Genomic DNA, 18,175 nt, shown 5'->3' with positions numbered 1-18,175 from the left:
TAATTACGCAGTTACCTGTTGTTTGAAACCCTTTCGCTGCATATTTCCCCATCCGTGCTTTTTACCGGTAAGGTGGAACAGGTAGCCCTTCATTGCAAAAAACAATACCAGCGGATGATAGATGAATGGTTCAAGGAATGTCATCATACATAACTTTGCCACATCCTTCCAGCTCTTATAATACCGGAATGTAAGCTGGTCCCAGAGTATGGCCAGCGAAGAAATAAATACAGAGAATGTATAGATGAACAATAACAGGATGATGGCAAAATCCCAGTTGATGACATTCGCTACAATGATATAGATGTAATACATCAGTCCCACAAACTCGATGACAGGCGCCAGCAATTCAAAAAAGAAATTGTATGGGAACACGATCAGTCCGAGGCGTTTGTATTTTGGATTGAACAATACCTGTCTGTGAGTACTGAATATCTGCAACAATCCCCTGGCCCAGCGGGTTCGCTGTCTGCCGAAAATTTTGAGCGTTGATGGGCCTTCTGTCCAGCAAAGTGTTTCAGGGATATAACGGATAGCGTAATCCAGTTTCTGCTCACACATGTATTTACACATGCGGATAATCATATCCATATCTTCCCCCAATGATTTGGGATCATAGCCACCTGCTTTGATAACAATATCTTTGTCGAACAGCCCCAGGCCGCCGGATACGTTGGGTACGGCGTTGATAGTGTTCCAGCCCATTTTTCCCAGCACAAAGGAACGGATGTATTCCATTTCCTGGAAGCGAGGCAGCCATTCTTCCGGAGGGCTGATGGTGGTAAGCATACCAGCATCAGCTACGCAGGAATTGGCCATGCGCAGCGTGGCGCCGGTAGCAATCACTCTCTTTTCTTCATCCATAAAAGGACGGATCAGTTTCAACAGGGTGTTCCTGTCCAGGATACAGTCTACGTCTGTGTTCAGAAAGTAACTGAACGATGCCGCATTGATGCCTGCATTCACAGCGTCTGCCTTGCTTTTACCGTTTACCTTGTCCACTACCAGCAGCCTGGCATAAGCAGGGTTGTCTGATTTAAAGAAACGTTTTACGGGCTGGCACAACAACTGCGGATGGTAGGCAAAATTTATCTCAGACAGTTCAAATTCATGGATCAGTTTTTCCAGCGTATCATCCGTACTGCCATCGTTCACAATGATCACTTCGAATCGCGGATAGTTCAGTGTGAGGAGGGAACGTACATTGGGTATGATGGTCACGGCTTCATTGTAAGCCGGAGCAATAACAGAAATACCCGGTGTGAGCGGAGATTCTACCAGTGTAAGTGTTTCCCTGATCCTGTTTTTCCAGCTGTAACGCCTGATGGCGAAATAGGAGAGGAATGCCAGGAGAGTATAGAAAGCGAATAGCAGCACACAATAAAAAAATATGGAGTGCTCGTAAAATTTGACTATATATGACCAGATAGTGTGTTGCATCAATACTTGATTAGGGGGTTGAGGCAATGTTGCAGGATGATGTGAGGCTGCCCTACACTCTGCTCCTGCAGTTGCTTCAGCATTAATTGAGCCAGTGCTTTATGATTAACAATTGATTTCGCTGCATGTTTTTTTAAGTCAAACTCTTCCGACTCCAGGAATTGCTGTCTGAGAAACTCCAGCTGATTTCCGCTGCCGATACGGCCCAGTGCCTTCAGGATCTCTTTCTTACATGACAGAGGTTGATCCGCGTATATCTTTACCAGTTCTGGTTCAGCTTCCAGTGCCATGAGTTTACCCAGACTGTTAATCGCAAGGGCACGCTGTTCCAGGTTGTCTGTTTTTAACATGGAGATCATAGCAGGGATAGCATCAAACTGATGGAAATGGGCGGCCAGCTTGAGCGAAAACGAAATCACCGAAGGATGCATCGCCGGATCTATCCATCGTGCAAAAGAAGGAGCGGGAATATCTGTCCGCTGGGTAATGAGGCGGAATAGCTCTACCTGTTCCCATGTAAGCAAGGGCTTGCTGATCTCCTGTAAAAAATCCATCGGATGTTCTGCGGAGCATTTTGCGAAATAACAGCGCGCCATTTCACGTACATAGCGGTCCCTGTGATTGACCAGCGGCAGTACTTCTTTTTCTTCTACAGTCATTTCCATCCTGAACAATTCGCCCAGTCCTTCCACGATCTTTTTGCTACGGGAGCTGCTCAGCTTGTGGCGCGCATCCCGGGACAATCTCAGGTCGATGTACAGGGTTCTGGCAAGGTCAGATACATATCCGCTGAAGTTTCTCCTGTAATGCAGGATTTTTTGCACCAGGAGTTCCCGGGCCCATGAATGATGCAGTGGCAGTTGTTGAAATTCACCGAGCGCCAGCGGAAGTTTTTCTTCCGAAATATCGCGCTGTACGATATGCTCCAGGAGGAGCGCATCTATCTGATCTATTACAGGCCCATCCCTCCGGTCCTGGAAGTATTTCACTACCAGTAACAGCAATATGTTGAGGTATGCAATCAGGATACCTGTAATAGCAATTAAGGAAACGAGGATAGCGCCCTGGATAAAGGTGGGCAGGTAAATGAAGTTTTCTTTTACCTCCACCAACCACGACTCTATTCCATTAAAAAATGAAATCATGAATGACTAGGGGAAATTTATAAATGTGCGTTCTCTTTTTTTTCTAAAAGGCGGTTTACCCTTGATACCAGCTCGCTTGGAGCGAATGGTTTTTTCAGGTAATCATCTGCTCCGAGATCAAATCCGTCGAGTACGGTCTTCTCATTGGTGATAGCAGAAAGGATCATGACAGGTGTACCTTTCCGGGGCTGACTGCGTTTATACCTGCTCAACAGTTCAAGACCGTTTGCAAAGGGGAGCATAAGGTCGGTGATAATAAGCTCAAATTCGCTCTCTTCCATGTGTTTGATGGCTTCTTTTCCATTCTGAGCAATTGTGAGGCTGTAACCATGTTTGCCTAAAATAAGGGCAATAGCACGTGCCATAAATGCGTCGTCTTCAATAACCAGTATACGTTTCATCGTCTGTCGTTTTGTGAACAGTTAATTAATAATAAGGCAACCCGCTCTGTTGAAATAACAAAGGCAGACCATACATGACAATAAATAAATAAATGTGCAGCGTGAAAAAAGACACAGTTTACTTACTGGTGCCTCATAGAAACATGGTTAAAATCGGAGTAGGCTCGTAAAGTTGGTGTAAAACTAACACATATTGTGCCAAAAAAAGAAAGGCTTTTGTAAAATATTAAATTTCAATTTTTTATATGAATCGTTTTATTGAGAATTAATCTTGAAAGGTCATTCTGTGTTTTTCAGTTTACAGACCTTTTTTAAGCAACAGGTGGTTCATAGATGTGTAATCAATAATAATTAAGTTCGATTTGCCACCATAAGCCAGCTGAAGCTTGTAAGGGAGAATACTCCGTGTTATCTCTTTTAGGAATAATACATCCGCTTAAAATGTTGCCTATAGTGATGCTGGAAATATGCTATAAAGTACTTTGGCTGATTCTGGTAGCTTATCCTTTATGGGCAGCCAATAAATTCGCCGGTTCTCCAGCTGAAGGCAGGACTTACATAACATATAGCACCTTTCACATGAAATTCCGGCTACTTGAAATACTCATTTTGTGTGATTGTCATCCTTGGAAAATTATCCTAATTTCAGAAAGCGCTGTTACATCTTACACAAAGTGACCAGCTTTATAACTGTATCTGGATAGCTATATCAACATATTTACCAGTTGCCCCGGTGTTGTACGCATAGATTTTTATTTCCCAAATTACTGAAGTACCATACTTATTTCATTTGCCGGCGAAATGGCAGGATGAGAAGTTTTCCTCAGCCCGATTGATCATCTCGTTTTGTAATGAATGGAAGACTGCCCGGCTGCATTCGGCCCGATTCGATAAGCATTTAACAATTGTCTGATGGAAAAAACCATTGTCTGCATGATAGATGTGGGAGAAGAAGGCAGTCCCTTATTTGCCGCTATTCAACAGAAGTTGGGTGATGAAGGCGTTGTGTTTGTGCGGCAGCCGGAAGGAGCGGGGATAGCGATTGTGGTATGGGCTGATAAATTAGCAGTGGAAACGGTGATGGACTATTTGCAACCACTTGTTTTGCTGGATATAAAAATTGTTCTGCTGACGGTCAACAAACTACTTACGGATGTTGTAAAGTGGCAATTGAAGCAGGCAGGGGTACACGAAGTGCTGGAATGGAATAAGGGTGAAGAGGTGCTGTTGCACTTAACGGCCCGGTTGAAACGGTGGGCGCAGGTAGAGGCATTGCTTTCACTGGACCTGGTACGTAACAATCTGATTGGAGAAAGTTATACCTGGAAGCGCTTTTTGAGAAAAGTTATTGAAACGGCCTTTTTCACCAGTAACAGTGTACTGCTGATTGGTGAGTCCGGCACTGGTAAAGAAATGACTGCCCGTTTGATTCATGAACTGGACCAACGGAAAGAGAAAGGAAATCTGGTGCTGATGGATTGCACTACAATTGTTCCTGAATTATCGGGGAGTGAGTTTTATGGACACGAAAAGGGTGCTTTTACCAATGCTGTGTATGCACGGGATGGAGCCTTTGCCATGGCCGACAGCGGAACTTTGTTCCTGGACGAACTGGGGGAATTGGCGCTACCGCTGCAGGCCGGGCTGTTACGGGTAATACAGGAAGGTATGTATAAGCGCGTGGGCAGTAATACCTGGCGAAAAACAAACTTCAGGCTGGTATGTGCTACTAATCGTAACGTGAAAGAAGAAATTGTGCAGGGTAATTTTCGGGAAGACCTGTATTTCAGGGTGGCTGCATCGGTATTTATTATACCTCCCCTGCGCAACAGAAGAGAAGATATACCCGAACTGGTAAGAACGTTTCTGCGTCAGGAGTTAAATACGATTGTTGCTCCTGAAATGGATGGCGCGATTATGAATTTTCTGGTACATCGTGACTATCCGGGAAACATCCGTGAGTTGAAGCAACTGGTGAGTCAGATAGTTATGCGTTATGCCGGCCAGGGTTTTATTACTATGGGTGATATGCCAGAAGAAGAATGCCCATCGCCGCAGCAGTTACAGGGCTTTACCGCCTCTTCGCACAACGGACTGCATCAATCTATCAGGCTGGCAATTGCCAGCGGCAAAGATCTGTCTCGCATAAAAAATGAAATTGCCCACCTGGCTATGGAAATTGCCCTGGAAGATTGCGGCGGTAACCTCAAGCTGGCTGCCCGTAAACTGAATGTAGAGGTTAGAACGTTACAGTATATACGAAAAAAGAACAGCTCCGAGGTACTTAATGACCCGTAAGCCAGGGATCTTTATAATCTTCCTGTACCGGCAACAGCTCTCTTTTAAACACTGGCGGTGAATGTTCAAATTCCTTGTTACGCACTTTACTGATTAAACGCAGAAAATTATCAGCCAGCATCATTTGCAGGCTTTTAGTATGGGAGGTCAGCGCAAAAATCTTTTGAAGCTCTACAGCAGGGTGTAGCCAGGGGCCATCGGTTCCAAATAATATTTTATGAGCGCCTGCACGCTGATAGGCCATAGCAAGCAGGTCGAACCGGCGAACGCCCGAACTATCAGTATAAATATTAGCATGCCGCTCCAGCATAGGAATAAAGGCAATTTGCGCCCGCCAGTCGTCTGCAAAGCTTGACAGGTGTGGAATAATGAAGTTAACATCCGGGTATTCGGTGGCCAGTAGTTCTATCATAGATACTTCACCTACCACATCATATAATACCGGCAGTGCAAACAGGCGGGCCACTTCACAAATTTCGCGGCTAATACGGGCATCGTGGCGGTGCACTTTTATACCACAAAAGCCATATTGCAAAACGGCCGTGCTTACCATGTTGTATATGCGGCCCCGGTCGTGGATGGCATGCACAAAGGCGAAACCATAAAAGCGTTGTGGATTTTTGTTAACGATGGATGCCACGGCCGCATTGGCCGAAGCATAGTCGGAATGAAAAGCAGCAAACAGGTTGGTGCGTTGTATACCGGCAGCAGCCGACCATTGCAGAAATGGTGTCAGCGAAGCCCGGGTATCCCACGGGCCTGTAAGTCCATCGCCTTTACCTGCATGACAATGTGCATCTATAATAAGCATAAGGTGGTATTCTTATATTTCCCAGGTTACAATCTGAACCGCATCGGCTGGCAAATTGGTTTTTATGGCAATGGTCTTTGCCAGTTGTCGTAACTGCTGTGGTGTGCCATGCTGGCCACGGGCATCCAGTATAATGCGTTGTGGCAGAGGGTTACCGGCTGCATCCTGCGGGCCATGCAGTCTTCGACGGGCAATTTGTTTTTGTAGTGTGCGGATCAGGTTTGCCTGGTTGTTTATGTTATAATTTTTTACTTCTATCATGGTATCGGCCGGGTTGATATCCGGAATAACACTCCCTGCGGGGGGCTTAAACCTTCCATTGGCCTGTTGTGTCCACTTCACAGGTTGATTATTCAGAAATGTTCTTTGGCCTGGCATGGCAAACTGCCGGAAAAACAATTGAAGATCTTTTTCCGACTGGTGCCAGCTGGGTCTTTTTTGTTGCTCAATGGTTTTAATGTAATCATGGTAGCGTTGAGTAACAATGGGGCTGCGGGATCGCTTTAATTTTTCCTGCCAGTAACGTAACAGGGCAGCGCGTTGCCTGGCGCCAATGCTGATCAGGGGAGAAGTGGTTGGTTTGCCAGGTACTGCCGATAAAGCACCGGGAGATGTGTTGTGTTGCACATTGTTGGCGATGCTGCTGCCAATGTGTATGGCATTGGCCAGCAAGGGACCCAGAAAATGGTCGGGTGGCGTTGCTGAGGTGGTGCACTTACCAGTTGTCTGCGGCTTTGCAAAACGTTCACTTCTGCGTTCGCGCCATGTTTTATATTTAGACCGGCCTGGCTGCCGGGTAAGGCAGGATTGGCAGTTACATAACAGTGTATGTGTTGCACCCGGAAAGGGTTGCCTGTTAATCCGGTTATCCATTGGTGTTTTGGGCCCGTTCGTCATAATAAGATGTTTAAAGTTCAGGTGATAAAATGCCTTTTACATTTGTTAGTTGCCTGCATATCCGGGTCAGTTCCTGCGCTATGTGCCAAATTTGTTCACGGGTATGGTCACTACGAAATAGCAGCGTTAGTCGTGGATGTATACCTGTATGGGTGGCAGACAAAACGGTTTTAATATCCCATTGCTTCAATTGGTGATAAATAGCGGTTGTTATGCCGGGGCTGGGGTGATGTAAATGTTGCACTGGAAAGCAGCTATTGTTTACATTAAGATCAGCCCACGCCATCCGGTGCCTGAACAGTTTAACATTATTCCATAGCCGGGCCCGTAACTGATTGCCTGTTGTCTGGTTCCAATGCAGGGCACTGACTGCTGCCTGTATATGCGCATTGCTGACAGGACTTGAATATGTTCGTATAGCGCTGGCCTGTTCCAGTTGCCTGATGTGGTTGCGTGTACTTCCTATAACAGCCATGGGCACTCCCCATGCTTTAGCCAATGAAACAATGGTGGTAATGCATCGTGTGTGGCCTGCTGGCAGCTGTTTCCATCGCAGTATACCACCTCCACCCATTCCATATGGGAAAAGGGTACTGGCGCCTGCCCCCAATATGCCAAACGCCTGCGTATCGTCTATAAACAAATGCCCATCCATATTATTCAACAAGGCTGCGTAGTGTTCAACAGGAGCCGCCTGGCCACATATCGGGCACCAGCCATCGCATAGCACGACGGGCTTTTTAGCGCCTTTACAATGACGTTGTATAAGCTGCTGAAGATGTTCATCATCCTGGTGGCGGAAGTAAAAAACCGGTATTTTTTTTACCAGTAATTGTTCTACGCCATATCTGGAAACCGGGTAAATATGCTCGTCTATGAAAACAATTACAGGCTGACGGCTTAAAACATGGTAGAGGTCCCAGTAAAGATGCAGGGTGGAAGGCGCTGTTAGTCCACATTCCAGGCCCTGCAGCCTGGCTATCTGTTCAGCCACTTGTTTATTCAGCGCCGGCTCACCCAGTACAGCGGGAATTCCTGTAGTAAGCTGTTTCCAATGCTGTAGCGTTGTACCTGGGTGTTTCATTGCCAGGTACAATGAGGATGTAAAATCCATCATACCTCTATCTTATGGTTTGTTCTTTCAGGCGACGTAATAAGTGCAGGGAAGGCTGTTGCACATCGATCTTACCATTTTCAAGGCCAAGGTCCATGCCTGTTACGGCGCGGTAGGCATGAACATAGCCCTGTATCTGTTCGCGCCAGAACTTGGCCCAGTTGGCTGCCTGGTTGCGGTCGGAAATAGATGCCCAGTTGCCGAAGCGCACAGTCAGCAGTAATTGTTCGCCAAATACGCCCAGGTCGCGGAAATGGAGCACTGACGTTTTGGTCCAGTTCTGCAAAGAGTTCATGGCTGCTACGCGGTCCATCCACGCTTCAGGATAAGCCACCATAATACGTGTGGGTAAAAACTCCCTGAACTCAGGTCTGGCTAGCAACCATTGTTGCATCAACATTTCAATACGGGCAGTGGAGGGGAGATCGCCAAACTGGTTGTGTGCCCCTTCGCTCAGGATCAGGTGTACTTCCTTCAATGCGTTCAATACCGGGAAACCATCTGCCACCACGGTTGTATCGTCCAGTTGTTTGTAGAACCGTAAAGTGGTATTCAGGAGGTTGTGGAAGGCCTCTATAAATTTGCTGCGGCTATCGGCAGTACGTAAATTACCCACAGCCTTGCCCTGCAGGGAAATACCGTAATGGTGGTCGTATTCCAGAGTGCGGCGACGCAGGCTTAGCCGATGTTGTTCATCCTGAATATAGCCCCATATCAGGTTGTTGAGCGGACGTAGCGGATCAATTTCCAGGTTGGCCAGCGGGTCAGTACCGTTTCCGCGCATGTTCTGAAACCGGCGGGAAATAGCTCCCATGGCTTGTACCATCATACTTTCTTCGTGCCAGTAACTCCATATCAGCTCCAGAAAGCAAGGATTACTCAATTTATCGCTGATGATGCCCACACAGTTGGTTTTTTCCATCTTGTGCTGGCCATCTTCCCCAAAAGAATCCAGGGCCTGGTCCATGGTAATATGTTTAATACCCTGATCGCCCAGTTTGCGGCGTATAATGGCCAGGTAGGGCAACACTTTTTCGTTGGTACCATTGGTGCTTACAAGATATTGATTCCAGAAATTATCCAGGTCACTCTTGTCCACATCTCCGTTTTTAAGGGTAACCCTGTTGTACAGCTCTTCTACATCGCGGGTGGAAAAATTACCATAATTGCTTACTCCGCAGTTTACCATTAAAAAGGCTTCCGTGGCTACCTTCAGGCTGCGGTAAGCATCGGTGTCAGTAAAAGGCAAAAGACGTTTGCCTTTCAGGTTGTTGATCAATTTGCCCAGTTCTTTTTTATTGTTTACATCACCTGAACCACAGAAAATGAAATCCATGTGCTTCATATAATTATCAAACGAAATGGCTTCTGTGCCTTTGAGTATCAGCAACCAAAGGGTGAGGTCGCGGGTAAAGGGAGTGGCGCTGGGCTGCAGGCTGGTGTTGATACTGGTAGTAGCATTCAGTGCTGAACGACGGATATAGATCTGTTTAGGATCGTTAACATCCAGATAGGTTACCGTATTTTTATCTTTTTGGATGGAATTGATCACCGGTTGCACTGCATAGCCTGAGTTGCTGCAATCGGTAGTATTCAGTTGCCAGTGTGAGATGATCGTAACCGGATACTCGGGCATTTCTCCATTTATATCCAGCTTTGTTTTAGTGTTTTTACTGTCGCCTGTGCCTTCCTGGTAGACTTCATCGTACACATGGTGTAGCGCACCCTCCTGTATATCCGGAAAGAAGTTGAGGTGCAGGTAGGAATGTTTTGATTTTGTATCTGGTTTTACACCATTGGCTTGTTTAATTATTGCATTGAATGAAATGTTTAAAATTACTGTGTCGCCCTGGTCTACTTCATTTGGGATGATAGATAGTGAGATATCTGTAATCTGGCCCAGGGTAAGCCATCTACTTACATGATCATTCACTTTAAATAAAAAGTTATCCATGGTAAGTTGTCTTTTTGGAATGAGTAAATAACTGTTTCATTAAATATTCATCAGCGCCCAATGCCGCAGCATTTTGGTAAGTAGCCGGTTTTCTGTGAACGGGGTTATTACATTGTCGGCCCTTGCCTGCCCTATGGTGGCAAATACGAGGGATGGACGTTGTCTGGCCAGCAGGCTGAGGTCTTTCTTCCATTGCTGATAACGAACTCTCAATTGGTGCGGCTGGCGTTCGTGCAGGGGAAATATTTCATGTAATTGTTTCCCTTTTAATTTTGGTGGCCGGTGTTCTTTTACCAGTTGGGCAAACCGGGGCAGCACTGCTTCAAGTTGTTGCAACAATTGTTGCATGGCTGTCGGTAAACCTGTAGGAGGATAAAAGGTTTCCCATAAACGTTCCAGCCGTTGCCATTGATCATCGGGATATAACAGTTTGCCAAAAGCGATACTGATCTTTACCCTTATCCAGGGAAAAGGATGTGGGTCATCGTCAACTGCGCGAAAGACAAAGTACCTGGGAAGTGATACTACGCTGATAAGACCCGTAGAGGCGCTGATACCCAGGAAACCAATGGCCCAGAAATCGGACAGTATTTCAGAGATCCAGCGGCTCAATAACGTCCACGCCTGTACGTAAGGTGCTTCTTTAGCAGCCAGATCATCCAGCACAAGTCTCAGCGAAGAGATTAGATCAAGCAATGCAGAACCCTGGTGTCCTACTTCATGTATCAGGGAAGAACCGATACCACTTGCCACCATCCGTTCACGGGGAATTTTAATAACGGCTACGGGGTTATCATCGCCACCCGGTAAGCGGGTGTGTGCCCGGCGTATAGCAGCTCCGTGCCCACGGTCCAGGTAACATATCATGGGAGGTGCTTCTACAAAAAAGCGCGTCATTACCAGCGCATCGCGGGCCAGTACATCCAAGCCGGCAATCCAGATACCGGTTTCGTTTTCACCCCGCTGACTTACCACATCGCAGAAAATATCAAACTGGTCCAACAGTGAATTGAAGCGCAGCTTTAGCACTGCATATGCAGCCTGGCATCTTTCAATGGATGTATTTTTAGTCTTCACATTTTTTATGAAGCTTAATACCCTTTCTGTGAGATGTGCTTTGCCGACCGTCATTAGGGTGTATATTTCCTTTTGCGCGATATAGGGTACTGCCGCCGCTATCACCATGGGCATCGACATTTCAAAAGGCTGCAATTGTTTCAGCCGGGTCAATAGTCCCTGTGCTTCATTGATGAGGAAACTGCGATACCTTATATCACGTTGTGTAAGATCAGCATTGATCCCTTGCGTGTCCATGTTCCCTGTTTTTTGAAAGCGGAATTAGAAGATACCGATACGGTGGGGTTACGCGAAATAATGGGACGGGCAGCCTGATTGATGGCCTGCGTAACCAATACCCTTGAACCGCCTGCCTGGTTAATTGTATTTCCTTTTTTCAGTGCCTGCTGCAAATATTGGGCGGCATTGCGAATTACCCGAACATAATCCACAGCGTCGTTTTCGCTTACTCCGCCAAACAACCAGTTGCTGGAGCCGCTGGCCATTGTGTTGCCTGTTTTAGCTCCGGTGCTACCTCCTAAATACTGCCTCAGGTTTTTGCTCAGGCTGGGCAGCATTTTTTTACCAAAGCTTTTGGCGCCGTTAATAAAGTCTTTTTTAATGGCCTGTCCTTGTGGCGAATTGTACAATCGTTTACCTGCATCCCAAATGTTTCCCAGGAAGTTCTCAAACTCCTGTTCGCTGGCTATATTCAGTAACCGGGAGGCCAATTCACCTTCCATCTCCAGTTCGCCGGTTTCCTGAAAAAATTCGGGGTTGAATTCATATTCATTCAGAAAGCTCATTTGCAAATATTTTTAAAGTAATGGTTACCGGTTTAAACACCATATACAATGATGTTATCACCATTCCTTTCCCATGTGCCGGAAGCTGCGCCTGTACTATATGTACCTGTATTATATGTCCCTGTATTATAATAACCCGGGCGATTGTTGTAGTGGCGGCGTTTGCGCAACAATCCGGGTGCATGATTGTACGCAGCCTGTTTCAGCGCGCCATTAATGACCGAGCCGGGCGCCTGACCGGCATTGGTAGCAGTAGCTGCTCTGCGGGTAGCATCTGTGGCAAAACGTACATAACGGCGGGCCACTTCAAACTCGCGGTCTTCATTGCTAAGGCCTTCCAGTTCCAGTTCAAACAGGTTGGAAGCTGCGCTACCCAGTTTGCTACCGATAACACCACCCAGGCCAGGTACGAGGAAGTTACCTAACGCACCTCCGGCAATAGGTAATGCTTTTTTGGCAATGGTTTTTAGTCCACCCAGCAAACCTTTACCAATGGGCGATTTGGCAAAACTGGCTAAACCTCTGCCAGCTTTACTGATTAGCTTACCGAGGAACTGCTCCATTTCCTGTTCGTTGGAAACTCCCAGCAACTCCGTAGCCAGTTCAAGTTCAAGCGCTTCACCTTCCAGTTCTCCTTCAAATTCAAATTCGTGCTCTCCTTCAAATTCAAATTCGCCTCCTCCTTCAAATTCAAATTCGTTGAATTCATATTCGTTCATGGTGCGATCGATGTTGTGCATAAGTGAATGTTTTGAGGTGATTTAATAGATAGATGTTTTCATGAACAGGTAAGTCAATCGGGGTGCCAAACAGTTAATCCGTTGATTGATAATGGATAAGTAACTTATGCGGGATGAATTATTTTTCGCGGGAGGTAATTGCGGCGGGGAAGGAAGGAAAAAAAATTCGCATGCAGGTGAGTACAGTCGGATTATGACGGCGGGATTCTATGTTCCGATAGCTTTTGGCAGAATTATACAATTTTACTGTGATAGCAAGATCTAGTTTTGCCTCATCATTTAAAATAATCAACAATATTAGTCATGAATCGTACAAAGATGCTTTTATGGCAGCTTGCCTGTATTGTATTTGCCATGCCTGCCTTAGGATGCCAGTTAACAAATCAGGACAGCCGGGAGCCGGCAAGTGTATATCCGAATACCCGCGTGACTATCGATGTGTCCGCAGCTGTATTATTTCTTCATATACCGGATGCTCATGGATATAACCTGGAAGACAGCTGCGTGAGAAAACTATCAGAAAAAAAATATCAAACAATGAGTATTACAATTACAACAATGGAAAAATTTGTTATCGCAAAGCTGTTTATCCGGCCGGAATTTACAGATGAATTCAATAAGGCACTGGAAGAACTCGCCGTGCTGACCAGGAAGGAACCCGGCTGTATCGAATATACTTATTATCCTGAGCCTGCGGAAAAGGGTGCATTTACATTGATAGAGCACTATCAGGATCAGCCTGGCGTCCATTATCATTTCCAGCAGGCTTACCTGGCAGCATTTGTCAAAAAGCTGGAAGGATGGAAATCGAAAGACCTGAAGGTTTATTTTTTATCGGTCGAGCCTGAAGCGTTAAAAGACGACAAGTAGAAATGCTGATCCTGGCTTGCAGGGGATAGGATAGCACCTGGCTTATCACCGAAAAATCGCCTGCAAGCCCTTATGAAATGGGACTGGTCATAATATCCGAAATCGAAGGCTACCGGGAGGTAATCCCTGATCTGGTGCGATAAAAGGTGTTTTAAGGTATTGTTCAATCGTGCTGTCTGCTGGAATGATTTGGGAGTAATGCCCACATTGTTTATAAAAACCCGTTCAAACTGGCGGTAGCTACTTCCCAGATTGGCGCTGAAAGATATCAGATCAGGGATCTCACGATTATAGTACAGCTGTCTGACTGCTTCATCTACCAATGTATGAGGACGATGATATTTGTTTAAAAGGCTGAGCAGGAAACCTTCGATCCATTCCAGTTGTTGCGATATGCTTGTGCTGCTATTCAATCTTTCTGTTAATCTTCTGCCTTCATCTCCATAGAGCATATTTATATCCGGAAAACTTTCTGTAACATCAGCCACAGGTACAGGGCAGAAGTGCCTGATGGCGCCCGCTTTAAACCGAATGGCAATGAAGAAGTGATCTTTGTTAATCGTGGCTTTGTAATACTGGTTGCGAATGCAGTAGATCGCATGCATGGGTGGCGTATGAAGGGTGTTATCCTGGGAAACGATCATCATGGGAGCTTTGAGCTGGAAGATCATTTCTGCACCTGTACCCACAGCCATTGTCGGCAGAGAATAAGCAGGGGCGGTACCTTCGGCGGTCCAAAAGCGGTCAATATATGGGCGAAGAATAAGAGTCGGCAGGTAAGACGTCTTTTTTAGCAGCACATGCATACAATAAAGTTATAAAATATTCACACAACGTTTAACCTGTATTTTCTCCGGAAGTAGCCATCATTTAACAAATTTGCAGGACCCGGAGGTATGGCATGAAGTATGTGAATTTGTATACGGAAGCCGTGGATGAAGGTTGCTGCTGGGGCTGTTTTTATATTGTATCAGCATTTAAAGCTGTCGTTATGCAAATCTATATTAGCGAAGAAGCAATCGTCGCCGATATTCAGGATAAATTTCATGAGATCTATCCGAAACTGAAACTGGATTTTTTCCGGGATCCGGTGGGGGAAGGAGAGCATATACCTAAGAATAGCAGGGTCTCACCTGATACGCCAATTGAAAAAATACGCATGCGGCATCACTTTGGATGGCTGGATGTCAGCCACTACCGTACTGCGCTGGCTGTAGAACACGATTTAGATCATTTATTTGGACTAAATGCGAAGATATTACACAAGTCCGGTTCCCTCTGGTTGCAAGCTACCGGCAGGGGGCATCTCTCCCTGGAAGAGCTGAGTGCTGGCGATACTCCTAAGAAATCAACTTTTCATCTCCCTGAAGAACCGGAAACAGAATAAATGGTTACGCCTAAAATTTAGGGCAATTGCAATCAGGTAAACACCATTCAAACAGTTAGCATATGCAAAATAAAAATTTCCCGCCGTATGGCTATTCCTATTTGTTGGTCCGGTTACTACCAGGGCTGGTATTTTTATCGGAAGGAATACAAAAATTCGTAGTGCCAGCTGAGTTGGGCCCCGGACGTTTTGAAAAGATAGGATTTTCCCATCCCGAATTCTGGGCATACTTTACTGCCTGTTTTGAGATTTTGTGTGGCTTGCTGTTAATTGTCGGATTAATAGTAAGATTGGCTGTGGTACCATTGCTGATAGTAATGATTGTAGCCTTCATTACCACCAAAATACCAATACTTGAACAAAAGGGATTCTGGGCTATGGCACACGAATATCGCACCGATTTTGCGATGACGCTGTTATTGGTATTCCTGCTTATTAACGGGGCAGGATGGCCCTCGGCTGATAGCAGGATAGTCCGTATTAAAAAGAAGCGGAGATTCTGATATCTGAAGCAATGCAGGCCTTTTCCCCGGTGTATCATTTTTTTTCAATTTTGTTCCGATGGTAGAAAGAGCGTATAGGCGTTTAAGAGAGATGCTCTTTTTGGAGAAGAAACACGCCAGGTATTTTTTACAAGATACCTGCTGGAAGCGGAGATTCGCCGGCTGGAGTATTTTCTGTATCAGTGCCTCGGGGGCCCGGCAGCGGAAAGCAGGCTTGATCCAAAAACTGTGGCGGAATTCAGAAAAGCGAAATTTTAATTAATTGTAGGTATAGCAGCATATATTATCAGGGGTACAGGATAAAAGCTATCTGTTACCCCTGATTTTTTTCACAATAAGAATACCCCGGGCATCTTCATAAAATGTTTTCCCCGTTTATTGCAAGCTGGTTACACCATAATGTGTGTAAGAGGTAAAGCCCAGGAATGTATTATCGTTAGGCACGCCCAGGGGCGCCTGCAAACCTCTTAAATATCCGAGATTACCGGTTTGATAATGGTTGTATGCGACTTCTACACCAGGAAATACAGGGCTGGAAGTAGAGCAGTAGTTACAACTGGTTGTTTGACCATAGGCTGCGCGCATATAATCATAACCGGCGCTGATACGGCTGCTGTTGGCTGTCCACAGGGAATTATCACCCTGGATCGTTGCCAGCTGGGCAGCGTAGGCAAATGCTGTCAGTGAATACTGAAAGTGCACACAGTCTTGCCGGTTACAGTATTCGGGGATATTGCCATTGGATTGTACAATGATGGGCAGATAGGTAGTGATCAGATCATATCCGTTCTGATAAACACTGGTACTGTTCAGGAAAATACCTATTGCCATTTTTGCGTAACCCTGTGAAGCATTCCAGTTATTGTTATACACCGGCATATTGTTGATGTAGTTATTCTTTACATTATTGAGATAGTTGGAAAACTGACTGATATCTGCAGCAGACCATCCGGAGCCGTGCCCGTTTATTTGGTAGTAGCGCATGATTTCAGCTGCAGCCACGAAGCTGGGTGTGGTCCAGGAGGCTTCCAGGCCAGGCTGGTTGGGATTTGTAGAGGCATCAAGCAGGGCATAATTCTGAAAAGTATAAGACCAGCCGTTCAGTATCTGTATGCATTTGTCGGCCCAGCTTTGAGTGCCTGTTTTAGCCCATCTTAACGCTAAGGCATATGCGAGTTCAGCATCTTTCCTGATCTGTGATTTTGAAGGAGAAGTGGCGCCGTTGGACCCAACTACCACCGTGGCATAGAAGGAGGTGGGTACCGGATGACTGTCTACATAGTCAATTACTTTCTGATAGTAGGCAGTGCGGTTAGCATCGCCACCGTTTACCTGGCCGCCTACATAGTCAAGGCTGGCCTGTGTGTTTAGTACGCCGGGATGTATAAACGAAGTTATCTGGGCTGTGGAAACGTTTGTTTTAGTAGTGGCGCCGGTTTTTGTACTGGTATTTAAACTGTCTTTCAGTTGCTGTTTCCCACAGGAAAGTAATAACGCGGTGGCAAAGAGGACACTTACTGCAAGGCAATAAAAAATGGTGTTTTTTTTCATAGTGGAATTTTGAGGTGATGAGGGTCGATTTCGGATTATTAAGGGCTACATCTGTCTGATGTATGCAAACGATTTCATAAAGATAAACAAAGGGTTATCAAGAACAATCAAGACCTTCAAATTATAGAAATTTTCAAATAAATGTATAGTAGACACTTAACAAGAAATGGTATGCGTCAGAAATGAATGGAAATCCTGACATGAGGCAGCATCTTAAATGGGAAATAAATATTTGGCTCCATGTAACAAAACCCGCCTATCAGAGCGGGTTTTGTTTACTGTCCGAGTCCGGGTCTCAGCCACTGTTAGTTCCTTACTGGCGGTATCCTGGAATGGTGGTGGTATTACAATCCAGTGTGCAGCACATAGTACATGCCTGATATTGTGAGGCGCATGGGTCAGCTGGTACAGTATTAGGGCCTGTAGGACCTGATGGACCAGGAGGAAGGGAAGTAACCGCACCACCTTTTACCATCTGAGTACCGTCTGTACTTAATCTGGCTACTGTGATCATTTTCAGGCTTAACTTCTTTTCTGTTTTCTTTTTCATGTTTAAACGGTTTGGTACTTTATTGGTAATGTGTTACGGTGACGGGTATACGAAATAATACAATGAATGTTGTTTCCGGGAATAACAGAAGGCTTATTCGCAGGGATATCCGGCTCCTCCGCAGGAGATGGTAGTTTTACCACCGCAGCCATCGCAGATCCAGATAGAGGATGTTTGTGGACCACCAGGTCCGCCACCTTTTATGGCTGCAGGGTTGTTTACCTGGAGTTTAGTCACTGCAATTTTCTTCAGCAAGAGCTTTTTGTTGGCTTGTTTTTTCATAATTGACATTTGTTTTTTGTGTGAAAGAATAAAGAGCTTTACCAGCAGCTGTCCTGGCAGTGCTGATAGCATAATGATATGTGGAGCTTTCGGATTACCCCGATAGGGGGAATAACGCGTGTCTGTCTTGAGGGTACTTTACATGAAAACGAGGCAGCATAAGCAAAATAACGGTATCCCGTTTCATGCGTAAAACCTTGAGGGAAGTTTCGTGGACTTACATTTTAAATAAGTATTTAAATAAGGTTATTTCGGGTGCAGGATATGTTGGTCTCTTTTATTATCCGTCTACAGTAACCGGGGGCATATCTGACATCCAATGTTAATACAAAGATGATGCTTTCGGGAGATGCTGATTTGATATATATTA

General features: G+C 45.5%; 18 protein-coding genes. 4 read left to right on the top strand and 14 right to left on the bottom strand.

The features are described 5' to 3' along the window. Positions 1–3: 3 nt before the first annotated feature. The 3 genes from DF182_RS00665 to DF182_RS00655 form a co-directional block, all read right to left on the bottom strand. Positions 4–1,377 carry a glycosyltransferase family 2 protein gene (locus DF182_RS00665; protein ID WP_245957341.1) on the bottom strand — a complete coding sequence of 458 codons (1,374 nt, stop codon included), beginning with the start codon at positions 1,375–1,377 and terminating at the stop codon, positions 4–6. A 62-nt stretch (positions 1,378–1,439) separates the two neighbouring features. Continuing rightward, entirely contained in the window at positions 1,440–2,585 is a 1,146-nt protein-coding gene (locus DF182_RS00660; RefSeq protein ID WP_113613767.1) for a HEAT repeat domain-containing protein, read from the bottom strand. A 17-nt stretch (positions 2,586–2,602) separates the two neighbouring features. Beyond that, the gene (locus DF182_RS00655; protein WP_113613766.1) at positions 2,603–2,986 is read right to left on the bottom strand and encodes a response regulator transcription factor; all 384 of its coding nucleotides are present in this window, start codon (positions 2,984–2,986) and stop codon (positions 2,603–2,605) included. Positions 2,987–3,898: 912 nt separating this feature from the next. Between DF182_RS00655 and DF182_RS00650 the strand changes: the two genes are divergently transcribed. Further along, positions 3,899–5,284: a sigma 54-interacting transcriptional regulator gene (locus DF182_RS00650; protein ID WP_113613765.1), complete on the top strand. Its 1,386-nt coding sequence runs from the start codon at positions 3,899–3,901 to the stop codon at positions 5,282–5,284. Here DF182_RS00650 and DF182_RS00645 read toward each other — a convergent pair. From DF182_RS00645 to DF182_RS00615, 7 genes are read right to left on the bottom strand one after another with little or no spacing between them, the layout of a single operon-like run. Next, positions 5,271–6,095, bottom strand: a complete 825-nt coding sequence (locus DF182_RS00645; protein WP_113613764.1) for an amidohydrolase family protein — start codon at positions 6,093–6,095, stop codon at positions 5,271–5,273. The genes DF182_RS00650 and DF182_RS00645 overlap by 14 nt on opposite strands. A gap of 12 nt (positions 6,096–6,107) precedes the next feature. Further along, complete coding sequence (locus tag DF182_RS00640; RefSeq protein ID WP_147243300.1) at positions 6,108–6,992, bottom strand: hypothetical protein; 885 nt, start codon at positions 6,990–6,992, stop codon at positions 6,108–6,110. A 10-nt stretch (positions 6,993–7,002) separates the two neighbouring features. Continuing rightward, positions 7,003–8,109, bottom strand: coding sequence for an aminotransferase class I/II-fold pyridoxal phosphate-dependent enzyme (locus tag DF182_RS00635; protein ID WP_113613762.1), 1,107 nt, complete (start codon positions 8,107–8,109; stop codon positions 7,003–7,005). A 4-nt stretch (positions 8,110–8,113) separates the two neighbouring features. Beyond that, positions 8,114–10,060 (bottom strand): hypothetical protein, encoded by a 1,947-nt coding sequence (locus DF182_RS00630; protein ID WP_113613761.1) that lies wholly within the window; start codon positions 10,058–10,060, stop codon positions 8,114–8,116. Positions 10,061–10,099: 39 nt separating this feature from the next. Beyond that, positions 10,100–11,374 (bottom strand): hypothetical protein, encoded by a 1,275-nt coding sequence (locus DF182_RS00625; RefSeq protein WP_113613760.1) that lies wholly within the window; start codon positions 11,372–11,374, stop codon positions 10,100–10,102. Beyond that, positions 11,329–11,922 carry a hypothetical protein gene (locus DF182_RS00620; protein WP_113613759.1) on the bottom strand — a complete coding sequence of 198 codons (594 nt, stop codon included), beginning with the start codon at positions 11,920–11,922 and terminating at the stop codon, positions 11,329–11,331. The genes DF182_RS00625 and DF182_RS00620 overlap by 46 nt, the downstream gene beginning before the upstream one ends. A gap of 32 nt (positions 11,923–11,954) precedes the next feature. After that, positions 11,955–12,662 carry a hypothetical protein gene (locus tag DF182_RS00615; RefSeq protein ID WP_113613758.1) on the bottom strand — a complete coding sequence of 236 codons (708 nt, stop codon included), beginning with the start codon at positions 12,660–12,662 and terminating at the stop codon, positions 11,955–11,957. Positions 12,663–12,965: 303 nt separating this feature from the next. Between DF182_RS00615 and DF182_RS00610 the strand changes: the two genes are divergently transcribed. After that, positions 12,966–13,532: a putative quinol monooxygenase gene (locus DF182_RS00610; RefSeq protein WP_113613757.1), complete on the top strand. Its 567-nt coding sequence runs from the start codon at positions 12,966–12,968 to the stop codon at positions 13,530–13,532. On the opposite strand, the gene DF182_RS00605 is transcribed toward DF182_RS00610, so the two are convergent. Next, positions 13,487–14,338, bottom strand: a complete 852-nt coding sequence (locus DF182_RS00605; RefSeq protein ID WP_113613756.1) for a helix-turn-helix domain-containing protein — start codon at positions 14,336–14,338, stop codon at positions 13,487–13,489. The two genes, DF182_RS00610 and DF182_RS00605, sit on opposite strands and share 46 nt — an antisense overlap. Before the next feature lie 185 nt (positions 14,339–14,523). On the opposite strand from DF182_RS00605, the gene DF182_RS00600 reads away from it, so the two are divergent. Both DF182_RS00600 and DF182_RS00595 read left to right on the top strand, forming a co-directional pair. Continuing rightward, positions 14,524–14,919 (top strand): hypothetical protein, encoded by a 396-nt coding sequence (locus DF182_RS00600; RefSeq protein WP_147243299.1) that lies wholly within the window; start codon positions 14,524–14,526, stop codon positions 14,917–14,919. A gap of 62 nt (positions 14,920–14,981) precedes the next feature. Continuing rightward, on the top strand, positions 14,982–15,422 hold the full coding sequence (locus DF182_RS00595; protein ID WP_113613754.1) for a DoxX family protein: 441 nt from the start codon (positions 14,982–14,984) through the stop codon (positions 15,420–15,422). A 375-nt stretch (positions 15,423–15,797) separates the two neighbouring features. Here DF182_RS00595 and DF182_RS00590 read toward each other — a convergent pair whose 3' ends face one another. The 3 genes from DF182_RS00590 to DF182_RS00580 form a co-directional block, all read right to left on the bottom strand. Beyond that, complete coding sequence (locus DF182_RS00590; RefSeq protein WP_113613753.1) at positions 15,798–16,973, bottom strand: alginate lyase family protein; 1,176 nt, start codon at positions 16,971–16,973, stop codon at positions 15,798–15,800. A gap of 313 nt (positions 16,974–17,286) precedes the next feature. After that, positions 17,287–17,523: a hypothetical protein gene (locus DF182_RS00585; RefSeq protein WP_113613752.1), complete on the bottom strand. Its 237-nt coding sequence runs from the start codon at positions 17,521–17,523 to the stop codon at positions 17,287–17,289. A gap of 93 nt (positions 17,524–17,616) precedes the next feature. Further along, positions 17,617–17,805, bottom strand: a complete 189-nt coding sequence (locus tag DF182_RS00580; protein WP_113613751.1) for a class I lanthipeptide — start codon at positions 17,803–17,805, stop codon at positions 17,617–17,619. Positions 17,806–18,175: the final 370 nt, after the last annotated feature.

Source organism: Chitinophaga flava (assembly GCF_003308995.1).
GTDB lineage: Bacteria > Bacteroidota > Bacteroidia > Chitinophagales > Chitinophagaceae > Chitinophaga > Chitinophaga flava.
The sequence above is the reverse complement of the archived record's forward strand: the minus strand, read 5'-3'. Positions and strand labels throughout refer to the sequence as shown.

What these genes read in the sequence shown, in the direction of transcription:
- DF182_RS00660 (WP_113613767.1), bottom strand. Translation starts at nt 2,585, where the DNA reads ATGATTTCATTTTTTAATGGAATAGAGTCGTGGTTGGTGGAGGTAAAA.
- DF182_RS00655 (WP_113613766.1), bottom strand. Translation starts at nt 2,986, where the DNA reads ATGAAACGTATACTGGTTATTGAAGACGACGCATTTATGGCACGTGCT.
- DF182_RS00650 (WP_113613765.1), top strand. Translation starts at nt 3,899, where the DNA reads ATGGAAAAAACCATTGTCTGCATGATAGATGTGGGAGAAGAAGGCAGT.
- DF182_RS00645 (WP_113613764.1), bottom strand. Translation starts at nt 6,095, where the DNA reads ATGCTTATTATAGATGCACATTGTCATGCAGGTAAAGGCGATGGACTT.
- DF182_RS00640 (WP_147243300.1), bottom strand. Translation starts at nt 6,992, where the DNA reads ATGACGAACGGGCCCAAAACACCAATGGATAACCGGATTAACAGGCAA.
- DF182_RS00635 (WP_113613762.1), bottom strand. Translation starts at nt 8,109, where the DNA reads ATGATGGATTTTACATCCTCATTGTACCTGGCAATGAAACACCCAGGT.
- DF182_RS00630 (WP_113613761.1), bottom strand. Translation starts at nt 10,060, where the DNA reads ATGGATAACTTTTTATTTAAAGTGAATGATCATGTAAGTAGATGGCTT.
- DF182_RS00625 (WP_113613760.1), bottom strand. Translation starts at nt 11,374, where the DNA reads ATGGACACGCAAGGGATCAATGCTGATCTTACACAACGTGATATAAGG.
- DF182_RS00620 (WP_113613759.1), bottom strand. Translation starts at nt 11,922, where the DNA reads ATGAGCTTTCTGAATGAATATGAATTCAACCCCGAATTTTTTCAGGAA.
- DF182_RS00615 (WP_113613758.1), bottom strand. Translation starts at nt 12,662, where the DNA reads ATGCACAACATCGATCGCACCATGAACGAATATGAATTCAACGAATTT.
- DF182_RS00610 (WP_113613757.1), top strand. Translation starts at nt 12,966, where the DNA reads ATGAATCGTACAAAGATGCTTTTATGGCAGCTTGCCTGTATTGTATTT.
- DF182_RS00605 (WP_113613756.1), bottom strand. Translation starts at nt 14,338, where the DNA reads ATGCATGTGCTGCTAAAAAAGACGTCTTACCTGCCGACTCTTATTCTT.
- DF182_RS00600 (WP_147243299.1), top strand. Translation starts at nt 14,524, where the DNA reads ATGCAAATCTATATTAGCGAAGAAGCAATCGTCGCCGATATTCAGGAT.
- DF182_RS00595 (WP_113613754.1), top strand. Translation starts at nt 14,982, where the DNA reads ATGCAAAATAAAAATTTCCCGCCGTATGGCTATTCCTATTTGTTGGTC.
- DF182_RS00590 (WP_113613753.1), bottom strand. Translation starts at nt 16,973, where the DNA reads ATGAAAAAAAACACCATTTTTTATTGCCTTGCAGTAAGTGTCCTCTTT.
- DF182_RS00585 (WP_113613752.1), bottom strand. Translation starts at nt 17,523, where the DNA reads ATGAAAAAGAAAACAGAAAAGAAGTTAAGCCTGAAAATGATCACAGTA.
- DF182_RS00580 (WP_113613751.1), bottom strand. Translation starts at nt 17,805, where the DNA reads ATGAAAAAACAAGCCAACAAAAAGCTCTTGCTGAAGAAAATTGCAGTG.